This window comes from Burkholderia sp. ZZQ-2, from assembly GCF_050768715.1.
In the GTDB taxonomy this organism is placed as follows: Bacteria; Pseudomonadota; Gammaproteobacteria; order Burkholderiales; family Burkholderiaceae; genus Burkholderia; species Burkholderia cepacia.
Genome location: NZ_LDVA01000306.1, coordinates 20,241 through 37,738, shown reverse-complemented (window position 1 = coordinate 37,738; position 17,498 = coordinate 20,241). Strand labels below are relative to the sequence as shown.

The window sequence follows — 17,498 nt, the reverse complement described above, 5'->3', positions numbered from 1 at the left end:
GGCGACCTTCGAGCCGCCGTCGGGCGAATCGCTGCATTGTACCGGCACGTCCGCCCGACGCGAGCGCACCCCGGCCCCGATATCCGGAGCGCGACGACGGGCCGGCCGCACGCCGTACGTCGAACTGATTCGGGCGCCCCATTTTTGAGCGGACCAACGTGTAACTTTCGTAACCGTCTGTCGGGTACGGAAAACGCGCGGGAACGGCGACCCGGCGACGCATCGCGGCGGCGCGGGCCCCACCGTCCGGGCCTGATGCGCCGTTTCGCTCGGCCGCACGCCGCCGGAATCTCCACAAACGGGGCACGCAATCAGTACAACCACGCGTTCCACACCCCGGTAACATGCTACCGGGCCAACCACCGGCTTCCGGGCACCTTTCGGCGCCCGGCCTTGTCGGCAAATCGTAAGCATTCCATGTCCATACAACGACTATCCACGTACGCTCGCCGGATCGCGCTGATCGCGTTGCTGCAGTTCGCTGCGATCGCAACCGCGTCGGCGTTTCCGGAGGCCGCTTCCGCCCCGGGCGCAAGCGGCGTCGGCGCGCCCGTGCCGGCCATCTCGCTGAACGACGCCGTCGCGCAGCTCAAGCAGATGCAGGTCGAGCTCGACCGCATCAAGCAGCAGACTTCGACCGCGTCGAGCAGCAAGGAGCTGGACGCGCTCGACGACTCGGCGCAGGAGCTGAGTGCCGACGTCGTGAAACTGCAAAGCGATCTCACGCCGCAACGCGCGCAGATTCAGGCACAGCTCGACGTGCTCGGGCCGCCGCCCGCCGAGGGCGCCGCGCCGGAAACGGCAGCCGTCGCGAAACAACGGGCCACGCTCGACGCGCGCAAGACGCAGCTCGATGCGGCGCTGAAGCAGGCCGCCGACCAGAAGACCAACCTCACGAACCTCGCCGAACAGTTCGCGAAGCTGCATCGCAGCCTGCTGAAGAACCAGCTCGCGTTCCGTTCGGGCGGCATTTTCAGCGCGCAGTTCTGGCTGCCGCTGTTCCATCTTTCGCCGGACGATACCCAGCGGCTCGGGGACTTCGACGAAGAAATCCACGACATGCTGCGCTCGTCGTGGGTGCCCGGACAAAAGGCGATCACCGCGCTGCTGCTGATTGCCGCGATCGCGGCCTGGCTCGGCGGCCGCCGGCTCCTCGAGCGCGGGCTCGCCTGGTTCTGCGTGAACCGCCTGCCGGCCACCCGCTTGCGCCGCAGCGCGCTGGCGCTGTCCATCGCGCTGTCGACCCTGCTGGCCACCGCCGTTGCCGTTCAGATCCTTTACCTCGCCGTCGCGCGCCGTTACGACCTCACGCCGGGGCTGACCGATCTGTGGGACCAGTTCGCGAAGCTCGCCGCGACCTGCGCACTGATCGCCGGGCTCGGCCGCGCACTGCTCTGCACGAAGCATCCGTCGTGGCGCCTCCCCGCGCTCGCCGATCCCGTCGCGCTCGCGATGAAGCCGTTCCCCGGCATCCTGGCCGCGCTGCTGCTCGTGTCCGGCACGCTCGAATCGATCAACCGGATCGTCGACACCAGCCTGTCGGTCACGCTGTTCGGTCGCGGCATCGTGTCGCTCGTCGTCACGCTGACGGTCGGCGCGTCGCTGTTGCGCGCCAACCGCGCGCGCGCCGCGCTCGCGGCGGCGGGCGAGGCACCCGAGCAGCGCTCGACGCTCGCGGGGCTGATCCATGCCTGCGTCACGCTGGCGATCGTCGCATCGCTGATCGCACTCCTGATCGGTTACGTCACGGTCGCGCGCTTCATCACGTACGAACTCGTGTGGTTCGAGATCGTGCTGTGCACGACCTACATCCTGATCCAGTTGACGCGCGACGCGAGCGAAAGCCTGTTCTCGTCGAGCCTGTCGACGGGGCAGCAGATCAAGCACCTGTTCGCGCTCGAGGACCGCCACCTCGACCAGGCGCGCACGGTGCTGTCCGGCTTCGGTACGAGCCTGCTGATGCTGATCGCGGCCATCGCGCTGGTGACGGGCGGCTTCGGCACGACCCCGGGCGACCTGCTCGACAGCGCGGTCGCGATGATCGGCAGCCAGCGGCTGCAGAGCCTGAACATCATGCCCGACCGGATCCTGAACGCCGTAATCGGGTTCGCGATCGGCTTCTACCTGTTGCGCTCGCTGCGACGCTGGCTCGACAGCGAGTTCATGCCCGCGCTCGGCATGGATACCGGGATGCGCGTATCGCTGATCACGCTGTTCACCAACGTCGGCTACGTACTGCTGGTGCTGATGACGCTCGGGCTGCTCGGCGTGCGGTGGAACAACCTCGCGTGGATCGTCAGCGCGTTGTCGGTGGGTATCGGCTTCGGCCTGCAGGAGATCGTGAAGAACTTCGTGTCGGGGCTGATCCTGCTGACCGAGCGCCCGGTGAAGGTCGGCGACATGGTCAGCATCGCGGGCGTCGAAGGCGACATCCGCCGCATCAACGTCCGCGCGACCGAGATCCAGCTCAGCGACCGCTCGACCGTGATCGTGCCGAACTCGCAGCTGATCTCGCAGAACGTACGCAACGTGACGATGGGCAACAGCACGCAGGGCGTCGCGACGCTGGTGCTGACGTTCCCGCTGAACACCGATCCCGAGCAGGTGCGCGACCTGCTGCTCGACGCGTACCGCGAGCACCAGGCGATCCTCGAGAAGCCGGCGCCGTCGGTCACGTTCAGCCAGCTCACGCCGGACGGGATCACGCTGAGCGTGACGGGCTACGTGTCGAGCCCGCGGATCGCGAGTTCGACGAAGAGCGATCTGCTGTTCGAGATCCTCAAGCAGTTGCGCGCGGCGGGCATCACGCTGTCGAGCCCGCAGATGCTGGTCGTGCAGAACATGCCGGCGGCGGAGCAGTGATGCAGGCTATGCGTCGTGTGGATTCGCGCTGACCTGCCGGACAGGCTGTCCGCGGACGATGCGCAAGTTCGCGACATCGTCCGCGGATACCACCCATGCATCGCCGGCCTGGGTCACAAATGCGATGCCGCTGTCCGTGTGCCGGGCGGCGACGAACGGGTCCGACGTCGTCGACATCACGACCCAGTCGACATCGTTTCCCGTGCGCTTGTAGAAGAATCCGTATGACCCGTGCGACGCGCCCTCGCCGCCCGCATAGGTCGCGCCGTCGATCTCGACCGAGAATCGTTCGAATGCGTCGGTGACATCGGATTCTTCGACGCCGATCGTATCGTCCAGTGCTAGTCGCGCACCGGCAATCGTGTAGCCGATCACGCGCGTGCGGCTCAACGCGATGCAATCCGCGTAGAAGAGCGATTCGCTCCGTATCAGATCCGCGAGCGTGTCCATTCGTATCCCCGTCGTGATCGTGTCAATCGATCGTGACCGTCTCTTTCCAGCCGTAGACGATCTCGTCGCTCGCGGCGTCGTCTTCGTAACAGGCAATCGTGATCAGGTTGTCGCTCGGATCGCGCAGATGCGCCGCGTAGCCGGCAATCATCCGTGCCACCATGTCGAACCGTCCACCGCATGCCTTGACGTGGCGACAGTACGCGCCGAAATCCTTTTCGATCTCGATATCCAGGATTGCCTCCTGACTGCGTACGCCTTTTCCTTCCCGATAGACAAACCGACCGACACATCCACCGTCGCCACCCAACAGGACGTCACCCTCTTCCGTGATCGCGAACCCGAGCGCGCGGCTGTAGAAGTCTTCCATTTCCCGCATGCCTTTCCGCTTGACCGGAATGACGACCCTGATCTTGCCCTTGGTGTTTTCCATTTCGCTCCACTAGCTCTCGGCTTCGTGCGCGCGGCATTCACGTCCGGCCGTTACCACACTGCACGACTCATTACCCAGTCACGCGCGGCGGTAGCGGCAGCGGAATCCCGCTCTGCTCCAGAACGGCGATCGTCTTGCGAAGAAACACCAGCGGAAGATCGGTGCCCGCGCCGTACAGATCGACGATTCCGACCTCGACGACAGCTTCGACCAGCGCCGCGAATGTCTGCAACTCGCCATCCGGCAGCGCCGACTCGATGGCTACCGGAACGGGTTCGCCCCTGCCGTTCAGTTCGAGCAATGCGCCTTGCCGCTCCCACTCCGGCAGGCTTCGGGCATCTGCCACGGCGTCGAGATGAGCCAGCAGCGCATCTATGGCCGCGTGCGACACCCCTTTCGCGTCGCAATAGCGACGCAAACAGGAAGACGCATAAACCTGCATGCCGACGGGCGACACCCCCGCGAGGCGCGCAAGACATTCATTTCCGTTCACGATCTCGGCACCGTCAACCCGGGCCGGCACGCACGCGCGCCGCTCCCGGCATGTCATCGAAAAAGCACCGGCGCCGAACGACGCCAACGCGCACGATACCGCATTGCGCCGCGCCAAACACAACGGGCCGGTACCGCAACGCGGCAACCGGCCCGTTTCATCGTCAAGCGGGGCAACATGCACCGCGCGACATCACACGTCGAACTTCACCCCCTGCGCCAGCGGCAGCTGCCGGCTGTAGTTGATCGTATTCGTCGCGCGGCGCATATACGCCTTCCACGCATCCGAACCCGACTCGCGGCCGCCGCCCGTTTCCTTCTCGCCGCCGAACGCGCCGCCGATCTCCGCGCCGCTCGTGCCGATGTTCACGTTGACGATCCCGCAATCGCTGCCCGCTGCCGACATGAACTGCTCGGCCTCGCGCATGTCGTTCGTGAAGATCGCCGACGACAGGCCTTGCGGCACCGCGTTGTGCAGTTCGATCGCGTCGTCGAAGTTGTCGTAGACCATCACGTACAGGATCGGTGCGAACGTCTCGCGCTCGACCACGGCCGATTGCTTCGGCATCCGCACGATGGCCGGACGCACGTAGTACGCATCCGCGTGACCGACGTCGACGCGCTCGCCGCCCTTCACCTCGCCGCCCTGTTCGCGTGCGTCGCCCAGCGCCTTCTGCATCGCATCGAACGATGCACGATCGACCAGCGGGCCGACCAGCGTGCCTTCTTCAAGCGGGTTGCCGACCTTCACCGACGTGTAGGCCTTCTCGATGCGCGGCAGCAGTTGCTCGACCAGGCTGCGATGCACGATCAGGCGGCGCAGCGTCGTGCAGCGCTGGCCGGCCGTGCCGACCGCCGCGAACGTGACCGCGCGCACCACGAGATCCAGGTCCGCGCTCGGCGCGACGATCATCCCGTTGTTGCCGCCGAGTTCGAGGATGCCGCGCGCGAGACGCTGGCTCAGCACCTTCGCGACTTCCTGGCCCATCCGCACGCTGCCCGTCGCGCTGACGACCGGCACCTTCTTCGACGCCGTCAGCACCTCGCCGACATCGCGCATGCCCAGCACCAGCTGGCTCAGGCCCCTCGGCGCGATGCCCGGATGCGTCTTCTCGAACTCGCGGAGCGCCTTCTCGAGCAGCACATGGCACGCGATCGCGGTGAGCGGCGTTTTCTCGGACGGCTTCCACACGACCGAATCGCCGCACACGAACGCGAGCGCCGCGTTCCAGGCCCACACCGCGACCGGGAAGTTGAACGCCGAGATCACGCCGCACACGCCGATCGGGTGCCACGTTTCCATCATCCGGTGGCCCGGGCGCTCGGATGCGATCGTCAGGCCGTAGAGCTGGCGCGACAGGCCGACCGCGAAATCGCAGATGTCGATCATTTCCTGCACTTCGCCGAGGCCTTCCGACGTGATCTTGCCGGCTTCGAGCGTGACGAGGCGGCCCAGTTCGGCCTTGTGCTCACGGAGCACGTTGCCGAACACGCGCACGAATTCGCCGCGCACCGGCGCCGGCACCGTGCGCCACTTGAGGAATGCGTCGTGCGCGGCGTCGATCTTGCGCTCGGCGTCGGCGGGCGTGTCGACGGCCAGCGTCGCGAGCGTCGCGCCGTCGAGCGGCGAACGCGCGGTCAGCGCATTGCCTTTCCACTGGGCGAGATCGATATCGAGCGCGGCAAGAATGTCGTTGAATTGCATCACTTCCTCTTCAGGGACAGATTGATCGGTGCGGCGGCAGCGCCGCCCGCGTGATTCGATTGGAGCGCGTTCGCGCGCCCTGTGCAAGCGGATGCGCCGCGCGGCAGGCCCGGTGCGCCGCACGGCGCATCGCGCCGCGCCACCGCCGGAAGCCCGGCCGGACGGCGCGCTCCCGCCTCGCAAGGCACGATCCATGAAACACATTGTCGGTGGCCACAAGTCGGGCCGCTATTGATATTAACTCACGACTTCATTCCGAAAACGCAACACCTCGGCACGCCGATCCGATGCGCTTGCGCGCCGATATGGGACGTTTCCAAAGCCCGCAGACGAGCATGAGGACGCGTCGCAACACGACGCAAGTTGATGACAATCCTGCATCACCCTGTGCGGAAATATCGTTTGCCGGCCGTGCGTCGGGCACACACAATCGTTGCGACGTCGAGGTGCACCGCACCCGGCGCGCCGCCGGCCGCCACAACGGCAGCCGGACGCCTGACGAAGGCGACACGCATCGCGCCCCGGCTCACCGGCGCGCTTTCGCACCGCATCACCGCTGCCCGGCCCGCAGCCGGCAACGCGTCGCGCTTCGTCACCGAAAAATAATCCCGGAGACAGCGCCCAGCGCCCGCCATGCATTCAGATGCCCGCCCCGATTCACCCCGTCCGTCCGGCTCGCCGCCCGCGAAGCCATCCCTCCACCGTGCGCTGCAGGCACGCCATCTGCGGATGATCGCGATCGGCGGCTCGATCGGCACGGGCCTGTTCGTCGCGTCCGGCGCGTCGATCTCGCAGGCCGGCCCCGGCGGCGCGATGCTCGCGTACATGGTGATCGGCCTGATGGTCTATTTCCTGATGACGAGCCTCGGCGAAATGGCCGCATTCATGCCGGTGTCGGGCTCGTTCGCGACCTACGGCGCGAAGTTCGTCGACGAAGGCTTCGGCTTCGCGCTCGGCTGGAACTACTGGTACAGCTGGGCCGTGACGCTGGCGGTGGAACTCGTCGCCGCGCAGCTCGTGATGCATTACTGGTTCCCGCACGTGCCAGGCGTCTGGTGGAGCGCGCTGTTCCTGACGTTGATCTTCGCGCTCAACGCGCTGTCGGTGCGCGGCTTCGGCGAAGCCGAATACTGGTTCGCGCTGATCAAGGTGCTGACGGTGCTCGCGTTCGTCGGCGTCGGCCTGCTGATGATCTTCGGGATCATGCAGGGCGGCCCGAGCGCGGGCTGGGGCAACTTCACGATCGGCGACGCGCCGTTCGCCGGCGGCTGGGCGACGATGCTCGGCGTCGCGATGATCGCGGGCTTCTCGTTCCAGGGCACCGAAATGATCGGCGTCGCGGCCGGTGAATCGGAAAACCCGCGCACGACGATCCCGCGCGCGGTGAAGCAGATCTTCTGGCGCATCCTGCTGTTCTACGTGTTCGCGATCTTCGTGATCGGCGTGCTGATTCCCTATACCGACCCGAACCTGCTGAAGAGCGACGTGACCGACATCGGCGTGAGCCCGTTCACGCTCGTGTTCCGCCACGCGGGCCTCGCGTTCGCGGCCGGCGTGATGAACGCGGTGATCCTCACGGCCGTGCTGTCGGCCGGCAACTCGGGCATGTACGCGTCGACGCGGATGCTCTACAACCTCGCGGTCGAAGGCCGCGCGCCGAAGATCTTCGCGAAGCTGTCGCGCGGCGGCGTGCCGCGCAACGCGCTGTACGCGACGACAGCCGTCGGCGCGCTGTGTTTCCTCACGTCGCTGTATGGCGACAAGACGGTCTACCTGTGGCTGCTGAACACGTCGGGCATGGCCGGCTTCATCACGTGGCTCGGCATCGCGGTCAGCCACTACCGGTTCCGCAAGGGGTTCCTGAAGCAGGGCTACCGGCTCGACCAGTTGCCGTACCGGTCGAAGTGGTTCCCGTTCGGCCCGCTGTTCGCATTCGCGTTGTGCGCGGTCGTCGCGCTCGGCCAGGATTACCAGGCGTTCCTCTCCGACAAGATCGACTGGGTGGGCGTCGCTGCGACCTACATCGGCCTGCCGTTCTTCCTCGCGATCTGGCTCGGCTATGCACTCGTGCGCAAATGCCGCCTCGTGCGCTACGAAGACATGGAAATCGCGCCGTGGATCGAACGCAACGCGACACCCGAAACCGCGCCGCAGGCCGAAACCGGCTACGCGGGCTACATTGCCCGTCCGGCCAACCCGACGCCGGGCACCTGACCGCGCGGATCGGCCCGCATCGGCCCGCATCGGCCCGCATCGGCCCGCACCCGCCCACTTCGCACCGGCCGCCGCCCAGTCGCGACGGCCGGTGCCCCGCGCCCCCATTCGACGCGGCGCGCGCGTTCAGGCAAGATCGACGCGCGCCGCCTGTTTTTCCGCCGTTACGAGTCAACGAAATCGCATGCAGAACTTCTACGAAGCCACCGTTACCCGCCAGCCCTACCCGCAACTGACCGGCACGATCGACACGCAGGTCTGCATCGTCGGCGGCGGCCTCGCCGGCCTGTGCACGGCGCTCGGCCTCGTCGAGCGCGGCGTGCATGACGTCGTCGTGCTCGACAGCGAGCGGGTAGGCTTCGGCGCATCGGGCCGCAACGGCGGCTTCGTCTTCGGCGGCTACAGCCTCGACAACGCCGACCTGCTGCGCACGCTCGGCCGCGACGAGGGGCGCCGGCTGTACCGGCTCACCGTCGATGCAGTCGACCTGATCCGCGCGCGGATCGCGCGCTACGGCATCGACTGCGACATCGTCGACCAGGGCGTGATGCTCGCGAACTGGTTCGACGATCCTTCGAGGCTCGACAGCGTGCGCACGCTGATGAAGGACGAACTCGGCGTCGACTGGGAACCCGTTTCGACGGCCGCGCTGCGCAAGCGGCTGAAGACGCAGCGCTATTACGGCGGCCTGTTCGAGCCGAACGCGTTCCACTTCCATCCGCTCAAGTACGTGCTCGGCGTCGCGGCGGCCGCATCGCGCGGCGGCGCGCGCGTGTACGAACGCTCGGCCGCGCTCGGCATCGCGCGCGAAGGCGCCGGGTACGTCGTACGCACCGCACAGGGCACGGTGCGCGCGAAGGACGTCGTGTTCGCCGGCGGCGGCTATGCACGCGGCGTGTCGCCGCGCATCGAGCGCGCGGTGCTGCCGATCGCGACCTACGTGATCGCGACCGAGCCGCTCGGCACGCGCCTGCCCGACGCGATCGACGCACCGTACGCGATCTACGACACGCGTTTCGCATTCGACTATTACCGCCCGCTGAAGGACACGCGCATCCTGTGGGGCGGCCGGATCTCCGTGCTCGACCGCGGCCCCGATGCGATCGCCCGCCTGCTGCGGCGCGACCTGCTGCGCGTGTATCCGCAACTGGAAGACGTGAAGGTCGACTACGCGTGGGGCGGGCTGATGAGCTACGCGCGGCACAAGATGCCGCAGATCGGCCGCGACGCGGACGGCGTGTGGCACGCGATCGCGTTCGGCGGCCACGGGATGGCGCCGACCACGGTCGCCGGCGAAGCGCTCGCGGCCGCACTGGCCGAAGGCCGGCCCGTGCCGGAAGGCTTCAACGCGTTCGGGCTCACGCGCACGTTCGGGCTGGCGGGCCTCGCGGCTGCGCAGCTCACGTACACGGCGTACCAGGCCCGCGATGCGCTCGCGTCCTGCCGCCGCTGAGCGACCGCGGCGGCCGAAACCGCCCTGCCGATTAGAGCGGAAGGTCGGCCGGGCGGGGATTTCCCGCATGCTAGAATGCCTTTTCCACGCCGCCGAAGCCACAATAAAGTCACATGAAAGCAGGAAGCAAGGCCGCCACGTCCGATACCCGCACGCTTCCGTCCGATGCGCGGCGCAAATACGATCCCGAGCAAACCAAGCGCAACATCCTCGATGTCGCCACGCAGGAATTCTCCGCGATGGGGCTCGCCGGCGCGCGCGTCGACGCAATCGCCGAGCGTACCAACACGACGAAGCGGATGCTCTACTACTACTTCGAAAGCAAGGAAGGCCTGTACGAGGCCGTGCTGGAGAAGGTGTACGGCGACATCCGCGCACTCGAGCAGGAGCTGCACGTCGGCGACATGGAGCCGCGTGAAGGCATGCGCCGCCTCGTCGAATTCACGTTCGACTATCACGACAAGCATCGCGACTTCGTCCGCCTCGTGTCGATCGAGAACATCCACGGCGCGAAGTATCTCGAACAGCTCAAGTCGTTCAAGAACCGCAACGTCAGCATCATCAAGACGCTCGAGGAACTGGTCGAGCGCGGCGCGGCGAGCGGCGCGTTCCGCAAGGACATCGACGCATTCGACCTGCACCTGCTGATCAGCTCGTTCTGCTTCCACCGCGTGTCGAACCGCTACACGTTCGGCGCCGCGTTCGGACGCGACCCGTCGGCGCCGCGCCTGCGCGCCCGGCATCGCGACACGATCGCCGACGCCGTGCTGCGCTACGTCGCCGCATAAGCGACGATGGCGGCCGGTTTCCCGGCCGGCCTCATACCGGGCGCGCGACATCCGCGCCCGTCGCCCTCTCTCAGGTCAGTCCGTCGGCGCGGCCGACGCCAGTGCGATCCGCGCCTTCTCTTCCGGGCTTCTCGCCACGTAGTACTTCTTCGCCCAGCTCGAATCGGGCGCAAGCGCGAGCCGCGCATGCGCGCCCGTACCGGTGCCCGTGCCGTGCGGCTGCTTCGCATCGATCGCCAGCGCCCGTGCACGATAGTGCTCGTAAAGCCTCAGGAATTCCGCGAGATAGATCGCCGCGATCCGCTTGTCGCGGATCTCGAGCAGGTTCTCGTCGTTGTACTGCTCGGAATTGCGGCTCATGTTCGCCGAGCCCGTATAGACGACCGGATTCGCGCCTTCCGCATCGATCACGATGAACTTGTGATGGATCACGACCGGCGGAAAGGCCGGCGCCGACTCGCCCGGAAAGAGGCGCAGCTCGGGCTCGAAACCCTGCGGCACGGTGGCCGGCGAGAAATACGCGGCATCGATCACGTCGCGGTTGTCGCGGCTGCGGTGATACAGCTCGAGGTTCGCGAGCGTCGCCGCATCGAGCGTCTGGCCGGCCTGCCGCGCGGCATCGGCCTTCGTCGCGCTGCCGGCGTTGATCCTGTTCACCAGCCCGAACATCATCAGCCCGCGGTCGCCGGCCGCGAAGCACGCGTCACGCAGCGCCGCGTCGGTCGGCATGAACAGGCAGAACGACACCGAATGCTTCGCGGCCGCGATCGCGGCGACGATCGTGTCGATCTCGGTGCGCTGCCCCGCCGGTTCCGGCGAAAACGCGAGCCGCACCTGTGCGCTGCCGATCGTCATCGGTTCCGACCAGCCCGGCGACAGCCGCGCGGTCGCCGCGATCGGCGGATTCCCGGCCAGCGCATGCGCACGCGCGTTGTAGAGCGCGGCAAGCTCGGGCGAATCGAACGCGTGCAGCACGTTCGCCTGCTCCGTGAGCCCCTCGGTCGTGAAGTTCGCGGAACCGGTCAGCACGCGCGCGGGCGCCGGGTTCGACGCCGCATCGGTCACGATGAACTTGTCGTGCATGATGTGCGTCCGGTCCCGCGGCGCGAGCGTCGCGAGCCCCTGCAGCGCGTCGACGGCCGGCTGGTTCGGCGACGGTAGCGGCGGCTTGCCCTTGCGCGCCGTCGTGTGCGCGTCGTAGACGATCGCGAGCGACGCTTCGCCGTGAGTGCGCCCGAACGCTTCGAACGCGGGCAGCGCCCACAGCGTGTCGGTCAGGTGATAGACGGCCGACGCCGCGCGCGATGCCGGATCGAGCATCTCCGCGAACACCTGCTCCATGTCGTTCGCAAGCCAGGTGCGCAGCTTCAGCGCCTGCGCGTCGCTCGGCGCCGCATTCGGCGCGAGGCCCAGCGCCGCCACCTGCTTCGCGAACGCCTGCGAACTGACCACCGCGCGGTTGAACCACGTGCCGATGCCGTCCTCGACATGGGCGGGCAGCACGACGTCGCGCACGCCGCCTTGCGCGTCGAGTACCTGCAGATTCGCCGGCGTGCCGACGACCGGATACACGTCGTAGCGAAACGATGCACCGCGATCCTGCGGATCGATGCGTGCGTCCCACCACATGAATTTCTGGATCGGCGCCTGGTCGGTCGGCGCGTCGCCCTGCGTGTGCGCGGCCGGGCCGTCGAACGTCAGGCGGTTCGGCAGCCAGCTGTCCGGCGCGCGCGTCTTGCCGTCGGCCGACCAGAAGCCCGGCGTGCGCCGGATCGCGAAACCGAGGAAATCGGCGCGCGACGCCGCATCGGGCCAGTCGAAGGCCAGCAGGACCAAGGTGGGGGAAAGATAGCTGCGCACACTGACGGTCATTCGTTGCTCCCTGGCCTGGCGGCCGGTCGAGGTGAATGAGTCAGTGTTGACGGCGGTTCTTCCCGCGGAATGACGGTTCGATGAACCTTGTATGTCCGGCGCGCGTCAGTCGCACACGAGCAGCTCGATCCCGCGCGCGGTCAGCGCGCGGCGCACGGCCTTGTCGGGCGCGCGCTCGGTCACGAGATAGCGGGCGGCGGCCGTGCCGTTGATCCGCACCGGCGTCACGCGGCCGAATTTCGAATGATCGGCGACGATCATCGCCGTGCCGGCCGCCGCGATCATCCGGCTGCGCACCTCGGCCGCGAGCCGCGAGTAGTCGGTGCATTCGCCGTCGGGCGTGATGCCGCCGGCGCCGATGAACGCGAAATCGACGTGGTACTGCGCGAGCTGCTGGATCGTGTCGAGCCCGAAGGTGGCGTCCTCGTCGTCGGACAGCTCGCCGCCGAGCAGCGTCACGCGATTGCCGTTGCGTCGCGCGAGCACGAACGCGGTGCGCCAGTCGTTCGTGTAGATCGACAGCCGGTGCCGGTCGGCGAGCGCGAGCGCAACCGCATGCGGCGTGCTGCCCGAATCGATCAGCACCGAGGCATCGTCGGGCACGAACTCGGCGGCGCGCCGCCCGATCGTGCGCTTCGCTTCGGCATTCGCGGCTTCGCGCTCCGACAGGCTCGGCTCACGGCGATCCGCGGCCAGCGCGCCGCCGTGCGTCATCACGAGCAGGCCGCGTGCGGCCAGTGCGTTCAGGTCGCGCCGCACGGTCTCGCGCGACACGTCGAGCGAGCGGACGAGTTCCGCGACCGACAATGCGCCCGACCGCCCGAGCTCCGACAGGATGAATTGATGACGTTGTTCCGCCAGCATCGCGTGTGCGCCCGAGGCGACTGGTAATGGGTAAGCCGCCCATTGTATTACGGCCGTTTGACCGGCATTTGACGGCGGCGGGACGCCGGACGGGCCGCGTTTCCCGAAAGCGAAATTCTGTATTGCCCGACGCGCGCGAATCGGCGCGGCGCCGGTTGCTACACTTTGCGCTTCGCAGAACGACAGACCAAGCAAAGGGGCTCACGCCATGTATCGCAAAGGCAGTGTGATCGAAATCCAGTTTCCGCCCGAACGACTCAACGACGCGGCCGGCGATCCGTACTGGATCGACCTGACGCTCGACGAGGCCCGCCGGCTCTACGAACAGCTCGCCGCGCGCTTCGCGACCGACGCCCGCGCCAATCAGCCGCTCGACACGTTCTCGATCGACTGATCTCCGCTGCTTCACGCCCGCCCGCTGCGCATGCCGGGCGGCGCCCATCCCGTACCCGCGGCACCGCCCGGCCCGCACCGACGGCCGCACGTGGTGCACATTCGGCACGCAGCATGAGTGCAGGATTCGACAAGACGCCGGCATCGCTTCCCCCGATACTGGCCGACTTCACGATTCTGTCCGGCCGCATCGCGGCCCGCCATGCATGCTGACCTCGCTCGTCGCCGCCGCTTTCGTCGCACTCTGGTCCACCGGCTTCATCGTTGCGCGGGCCATCAAGCCCTACGCCGATCCCAACCTGTTCCTGCTCGCGCGTTTCGCGGGCACGGCCGCGCTGTTCGGCGCGGTGGCGCTCGTCGCGCGCGCGCCGTGGCCGGCCCGGCGCGAATGGCCGCGCCACCTGATCGCGGGCGCGCTGCTGCAGGGCGTCTATCTCGGCGCGAGCTACTGGGCCGTCGCGCAAGGACTGAACGCAGGCGTCATGGCGCTGCTCGGCGCACTGCAGCCGCTCGCCACCGCCGTGCTCGCCGTGCCGCTGTTCAACGAGCGCCTGCCCGCGCGCGGCTGGCTCGGGATGGCGCTCGGGCTCGCCGGCGTCGCGCTCGTGCTGGCGCCGAAGGTGACGGGCGGTGTCGCGCCGGCGCCGGGCGCCGCGCCTGCGTGGCTCGTCGTCGCCGTCTCGGTGCTCGCGGTCGGGTCGATCACCGCCGGCTCGCTGTACCAGAAGGGCAAGCTCGCGCAAAGCGACCTGCGCACGGCGGTTGCCGTGCAGAATTTCGGCGCGGCGATCGTCGCGGCCGTCTTCGTCGCGCTGCTTCACGAAACCCGCTGGATCGGCGCGCCGGCGCTGTGGGTGTCGCTGGTGTGGGGCGTCGTGTTCCTGTCCGGCGGCGCGGTCACGATGCTGATGTGGATGCTGCGCCGCGGCAACGCCGCGCGCGCGACGTCGCTGCTGTTCCTCGCGCCGCCGCTGGCCGCGCTGCAGGGCTACTGGCTGTTCGGCGAAACGCTCGCGGCGATCCAGCTCGCCGGCTTCGCGCTCGCGCTGGTGGGCGTCGTGCTCGCGCGGCGCTGACGCGCGCCGCCGGGCCGGTGCCCGCGTCGGCGCCGGCCGCAGGGATGCCCGTCACGCGGCACCCTGCACCCGCCCGGCGCACCGTGCACCACGGCGATGCAGCCCGTCTCGCCGATGCAACGCAAAACCGCCGGAACGCACGCCCGGCGCGGCACCGCGCCGCGATTGCGCTTATGATGGGCGCCTTGCATTTCGTTCCGGAACTTCCTTCATGACATCCGCCGATTACGCCAGCCGCCAGCGCGCGATCATTGCCGAACTGAACGTTGCCCCGCACTTCGACGCCGAGGCCGAGATCGACCGCCGCATCGATTTCCTCGCGCAATATCTTCGTTCGACCGGCCTGCGGACCTACGTGCTCGGCATCAGCGGCGGCGTCGATTCGTCGACGGCCGGCCGGCTCGCGCAACTGGCGGTCGAGCGCCTGCGCGCCGACGACTACGATGCGCGCTTCATCGCGATGCGCTTGCCGAACGGCGTGCAGAACGACGAAGCCGATGCCCAGCGCGCGCTCGCGTTCGTGCGCGCGGACGAGGTGCTGACGGTCGACGTGAAGCCGGCCGCCGACGCGATGCTCCGCTCGCTGGTCGCCTCCGGCCACGCATTCGACACGCCGGCGCAGCAGGATTTCGTGCACGGCAACATCAAGGCGCGCGAGCGCATGATCGCGCAGTATGCGGTGGCCGGCGCACGGCGCGGCATCGTGATCGGTACCGACCATGCGGCCGAATCGCTGATGGGTTTCTTCACGAAGTTCGGCGACGGCGGCGCGGACATCCTGCCGCTCGCGGGCCTGAGCAAGCGGCGCGTCCGCGCGGTCGCGCGTGCGCTCGGCGGCGAGGAGCTGATCGTGATGAAGGTGCCGACGGCCGATCTCGAGGAGCTGCGCCCGCTGCGGCCCGACGAGCACGCATACGGCGTGACCTACGACGAGATCGACGACTTCCTCGAAGGCAAGCCGGTCGAAGACCGCGTGTACGAAACGGTGCTGCGCTTCTTCGACGCTTCGCGCCACAAGCGCGCGCTGCCGTACACGCCGTTCGACTGGCCGGCCGCGTAAATCGCGACCGCGGCACAACGACTGCCGCGTCGCCATCCTGCGCTACGGGGCCTGGCGACCGGCCGGCAGCGTCGGAGCCCAACCGCCGCGCGCGGCCGTGACGGCTACGCGCGGCAACCCGGCGGCGGGCAACCCTATGCGTGCCCGCCCGTCTTCGACGCCTGCAGCGCGCGAATCCGCATCCGCGCCCCCGTATCGCTCACCGTCGCGTCGTACATCGCCGCGAGATCGCGCTTGAGCGCGGTACGCGAGCCGCCGTCGAGATACACCATGTGCCCCGACGGATAAAAACGCGCGGACAGGTTCTGCCGCACCTTCTGGTCCTCGAGCGGCATCTGCTGCAGGTCGATCACGGTCTGGTAGAACGGCGTGACGAAATCGTAGAAACCGTTCGCCGACAGCACCTTCAGGTCGACGTTCAGCGCCATCACCGCGGCGAGATCGCCGGCCGTATAGAGGATCACGTTCCCCTGCGCATCGATACCCTGCTGCGCGCCGGTCGGATCGATGTGGCTGAAATCCCAGTGCTGGAACGCCTGGTCGTTCAGGTCGGTGAATGCGGAATTCGACGTGAACTTCAGCTGCTCGTTCAGGTAGCTGTTCCACATCGCCGTATAAACGCCCGTCACGGCCGTCATCGTCGGATCGTTGCCGCCCGAGTTCGGATCGATCTTGCCGGCGATGCCCGACGAGATCCCGGTCACGCGGCCGTCGTACGAGCCGAGCGCGAGCCCCTGCGCATGCAGCAGCGTCGTCAGGAACAGCGAATTGCCGCGCGCGTCGTAGCCGGCGATGTCGAGGCTCCACGATTGCAGCGTCGCCGTATCGATGCCCGTGTATTGCGACAGCTTCTGCACGGCGGCCGGGTTCGCATGCGGGACCGTGCGCAACGCGTTCAGGTAGTCGGTGCGCGCGAACTGCGCGACTTCCTCGACGAACGCGCCGAGATCGGTCGGCGCCGGCGTGACGCCGAGCTTCTTGTGATACCACGCATCGGCCGCCGCGGTCGGCAGCGCGCCGACCGGGTTGCCGGCCTGCCGGTAGTCGAGGATCGACGATTGCAGCGTGACGCCGTTCAGGTCGACACCGTCCTCGTGCAGCTTGTACGCGAGCACGCAGCTGCGCGCGGTGCCGTACGATTCGCCGAACAGGTATTTGGGCGAATTCCAGCGGTTGTTCTTCGTCAGGTAGCGCTTGATGAACTGCTTCAGCGAATCCGCATCCTGGTCGACGCCCCAGAAGTTGCGGTTCTTGTTCGGCGCGACGGCCGCCGAATAGCCGGTGCCGACCGGGTTGATGAACACCAGGTCGCTGTGGTCGATCATGCTGTCCGGGTTGTCTTCCATCTGGTACGGCGCGGGCGGCGTGAACCCCGGCATCGACGTCTTGATGCGCTTCGGCGCGAACGAGCCCAACAGCACGAACACCGACGACGAGCCGGGCCCGCCGTTGTAGAAGAACGTCACGGGCCGCGTTTCTTCCTTCGCGCCGTCGGCCGTGAACGCGACGTAGAAGAGCTTCGCGGCCGGCAGCGAACTGCTCGGGTCGACCGTCACGAGATGGCCGGCCGTCGCCGTGTAGGCGATGCGCTTCCCGTCGATCAGGATCGTGTGATGCGTGATCGCGGCCGCCTCGGTGGTGTCGGTCACCGAATCGTCGGGGCCGTTGCCGTACGCGACCGGATCGAAGAACGGCTGGTCACGACCGTGGCTCAACGCGACCGGGTTGACGGTCGGCGGCACGCCATGCGAATTGTGGTCGCCGTGATGCAGCGGATACACGCCGCCGGAAGATGCGGAATCGATGCCCATCGTGCTGCTCCTGGAGGTGAGAAAA

14 protein-coding genes are annotated in these 17,498 nt (G+C 67.8%); 7 read left to right on the top strand and 7 right to left on the bottom strand.

Annotated elements, in window-relative coordinates:
• The first annotated feature begins 417 nt into the window (after positions 1–417).
• Positions 418–2,862, top strand: a complete 2,445-nt coding sequence (locus tag ABY44_RS27715; protein ID WP_060170495.1) for a DUF3772 domain-containing protein — start codon at positions 418–420, stop codon at positions 2,860–2,862.
• A 6-nt stretch (positions 2,863–2,868) separates the two neighbouring features.
• On the opposite strand, the gene ABY44_RS27710 is transcribed toward ABY44_RS27715, so the two are convergent.
• The 4 genes from ABY44_RS27710 to amaB all read right to left on the bottom strand — a co-directional run bounded on the left by ABY44_RS27710 (position 2,869) and on the right by amaB (position 5,942).
• A complete protein-coding gene (locus tag ABY44_RS27710) occupies positions 2,869–3,312 on the bottom strand; it encodes a hypothetical protein (RefSeq protein ID WP_060170493.1) in 444 nt (147 codons plus the stop codon).
• A gap of 22 nt (positions 3,313–3,334) precedes the next feature.
• Positions 3,335–3,745 carry a VOC family protein gene (locus ABY44_RS27705; protein WP_060170491.1) on the bottom strand — a complete coding sequence of 137 codons (411 nt, stop codon included), beginning with the start codon at positions 3,743–3,745 and terminating at the stop codon, positions 3,335–3,337.
• Positions 3,746–3,815: 70 nt separating this feature from the next.
• Complete coding sequence (locus tag ABY44_RS27700) at positions 3,816–4,325, bottom strand: phosphoenolpyruvate carboxylase (RefSeq protein WP_136470244.1); 510 nt, start codon at positions 4,323–4,325, stop codon at positions 3,816–3,818.
• Between the two features lie 105 nt (positions 4,326–4,430).
• Positions 4,431–5,942, bottom strand: coding sequence for an L-piperidine-6-carboxylate dehydrogenase (gene amaB, locus ABY44_RS27695; protein ID WP_060170486.1), 1,512 nt, complete (start codon positions 5,940–5,942; stop codon positions 4,431–4,433).
• 633 nt (positions 5,943–6,575) lie between these two features.
• On the opposite strand from amaB, the gene ABY44_RS27690 reads away from it, so the two are divergent.
• From ABY44_RS27690 to ABY44_RS27680, 3 genes are all read left to right on the top strand, one after another.
• Complete coding sequence (locus ABY44_RS27690) at positions 6,576–8,156, top strand: amino acid permease (protein ID WP_060170484.1); 1,581 nt, start codon at positions 6,576–6,578, stop codon at positions 8,154–8,156.
• A 184-nt stretch (positions 8,157–8,340) separates the two neighbouring features.
• The gene (locus ABY44_RS27685; protein ID WP_059697059.1) at positions 8,341–9,609 is read left to right on the top strand and encodes an NAD(P)/FAD-dependent oxidoreductase; all 1,269 of its coding nucleotides are present in this window, start codon (positions 8,341–8,343) and stop codon (positions 9,607–9,609) included.
• A 113-nt stretch (positions 9,610–9,722) separates the two neighbouring features.
• Positions 9,723–10,397, top strand: a complete 675-nt coding sequence (locus ABY44_RS27680; RefSeq protein ID WP_027790537.1) for a TetR family transcriptional regulator — start codon at positions 9,723–9,725, stop codon at positions 10,395–10,397.
• A gap of 75 nt (positions 10,398–10,472) precedes the next feature.
• Here ABY44_RS27680 and ABY44_RS27675 read toward each other — a convergent pair whose 3' ends face one another.
• Together ABY44_RS27675 and ABY44_RS27670 are read right to left on the bottom strand one after the other, a co-directional pair.
• Positions 10,473–12,269 carry a phospholipase D-like domain-containing protein gene (locus ABY44_RS27675; protein ID WP_060170482.1) on the bottom strand — a complete coding sequence of 599 codons (1,797 nt, stop codon included), beginning with the start codon at positions 12,267–12,269 and terminating at the stop codon, positions 10,473–10,475.
• 105 nt (positions 12,270–12,374) lie between these two features.
• On the bottom strand, positions 12,375–13,133 hold the full coding sequence (locus tag ABY44_RS27670; RefSeq protein ID WP_021161157.1) for a DeoR/GlpR family DNA-binding transcription regulator: 759 nt from the start codon (positions 13,131–13,133) through the stop codon (positions 12,375–12,377).
• 208 nt (positions 13,134–13,341) lie between these two features.
• On the opposite strand from ABY44_RS27670, the gene ABY44_RS27665 reads away from it, so the two are divergent.
• The 3 genes from ABY44_RS27665 to nadE all read left to right on the top strand — a co-directional run bounded on the left by ABY44_RS27665 (position 13,342) and on the right by nadE (position 15,662).
• Positions 13,342–13,527: a hypothetical protein gene (locus ABY44_RS27665; protein WP_006480515.1), complete on the top strand. Its 186-nt coding sequence runs from the start codon at positions 13,342–13,344 to the stop codon at positions 13,525–13,527.
• Between the two features lie 205 nt (positions 13,528–13,732).
• On the top strand, positions 13,733–14,602 hold the full coding sequence (locus tag ABY44_RS27660) for a DMT family transporter (RefSeq protein ID WP_027790534.1): 870 nt from the start codon (positions 13,733–13,735) through the stop codon (positions 14,600–14,602).
• A gap of 211 nt (positions 14,603–14,813) precedes the next feature.
• A complete protein-coding gene (nadE, locus tag ABY44_RS27655) occupies positions 14,814–15,662 on the top strand; it encodes an ammonia-dependent NAD(+) synthetase (protein WP_027790533.1) in 849 nt (282 codons plus the stop codon).
• A 134-nt stretch (positions 15,663–15,796) separates the two neighbouring features.
• On the opposite strand, the gene ABY44_RS27650 is transcribed toward nadE, so the two are convergent.
• On the bottom strand, positions 15,797–17,473 hold the full coding sequence (locus tag ABY44_RS27650) for a S10 family peptidase (protein ID WP_060083293.1): 1,677 nt from the start codon (positions 17,471–17,473) through the stop codon (positions 15,797–15,799).
• Positions 17,474–17,498 lie beyond the last annotated feature (25 nt).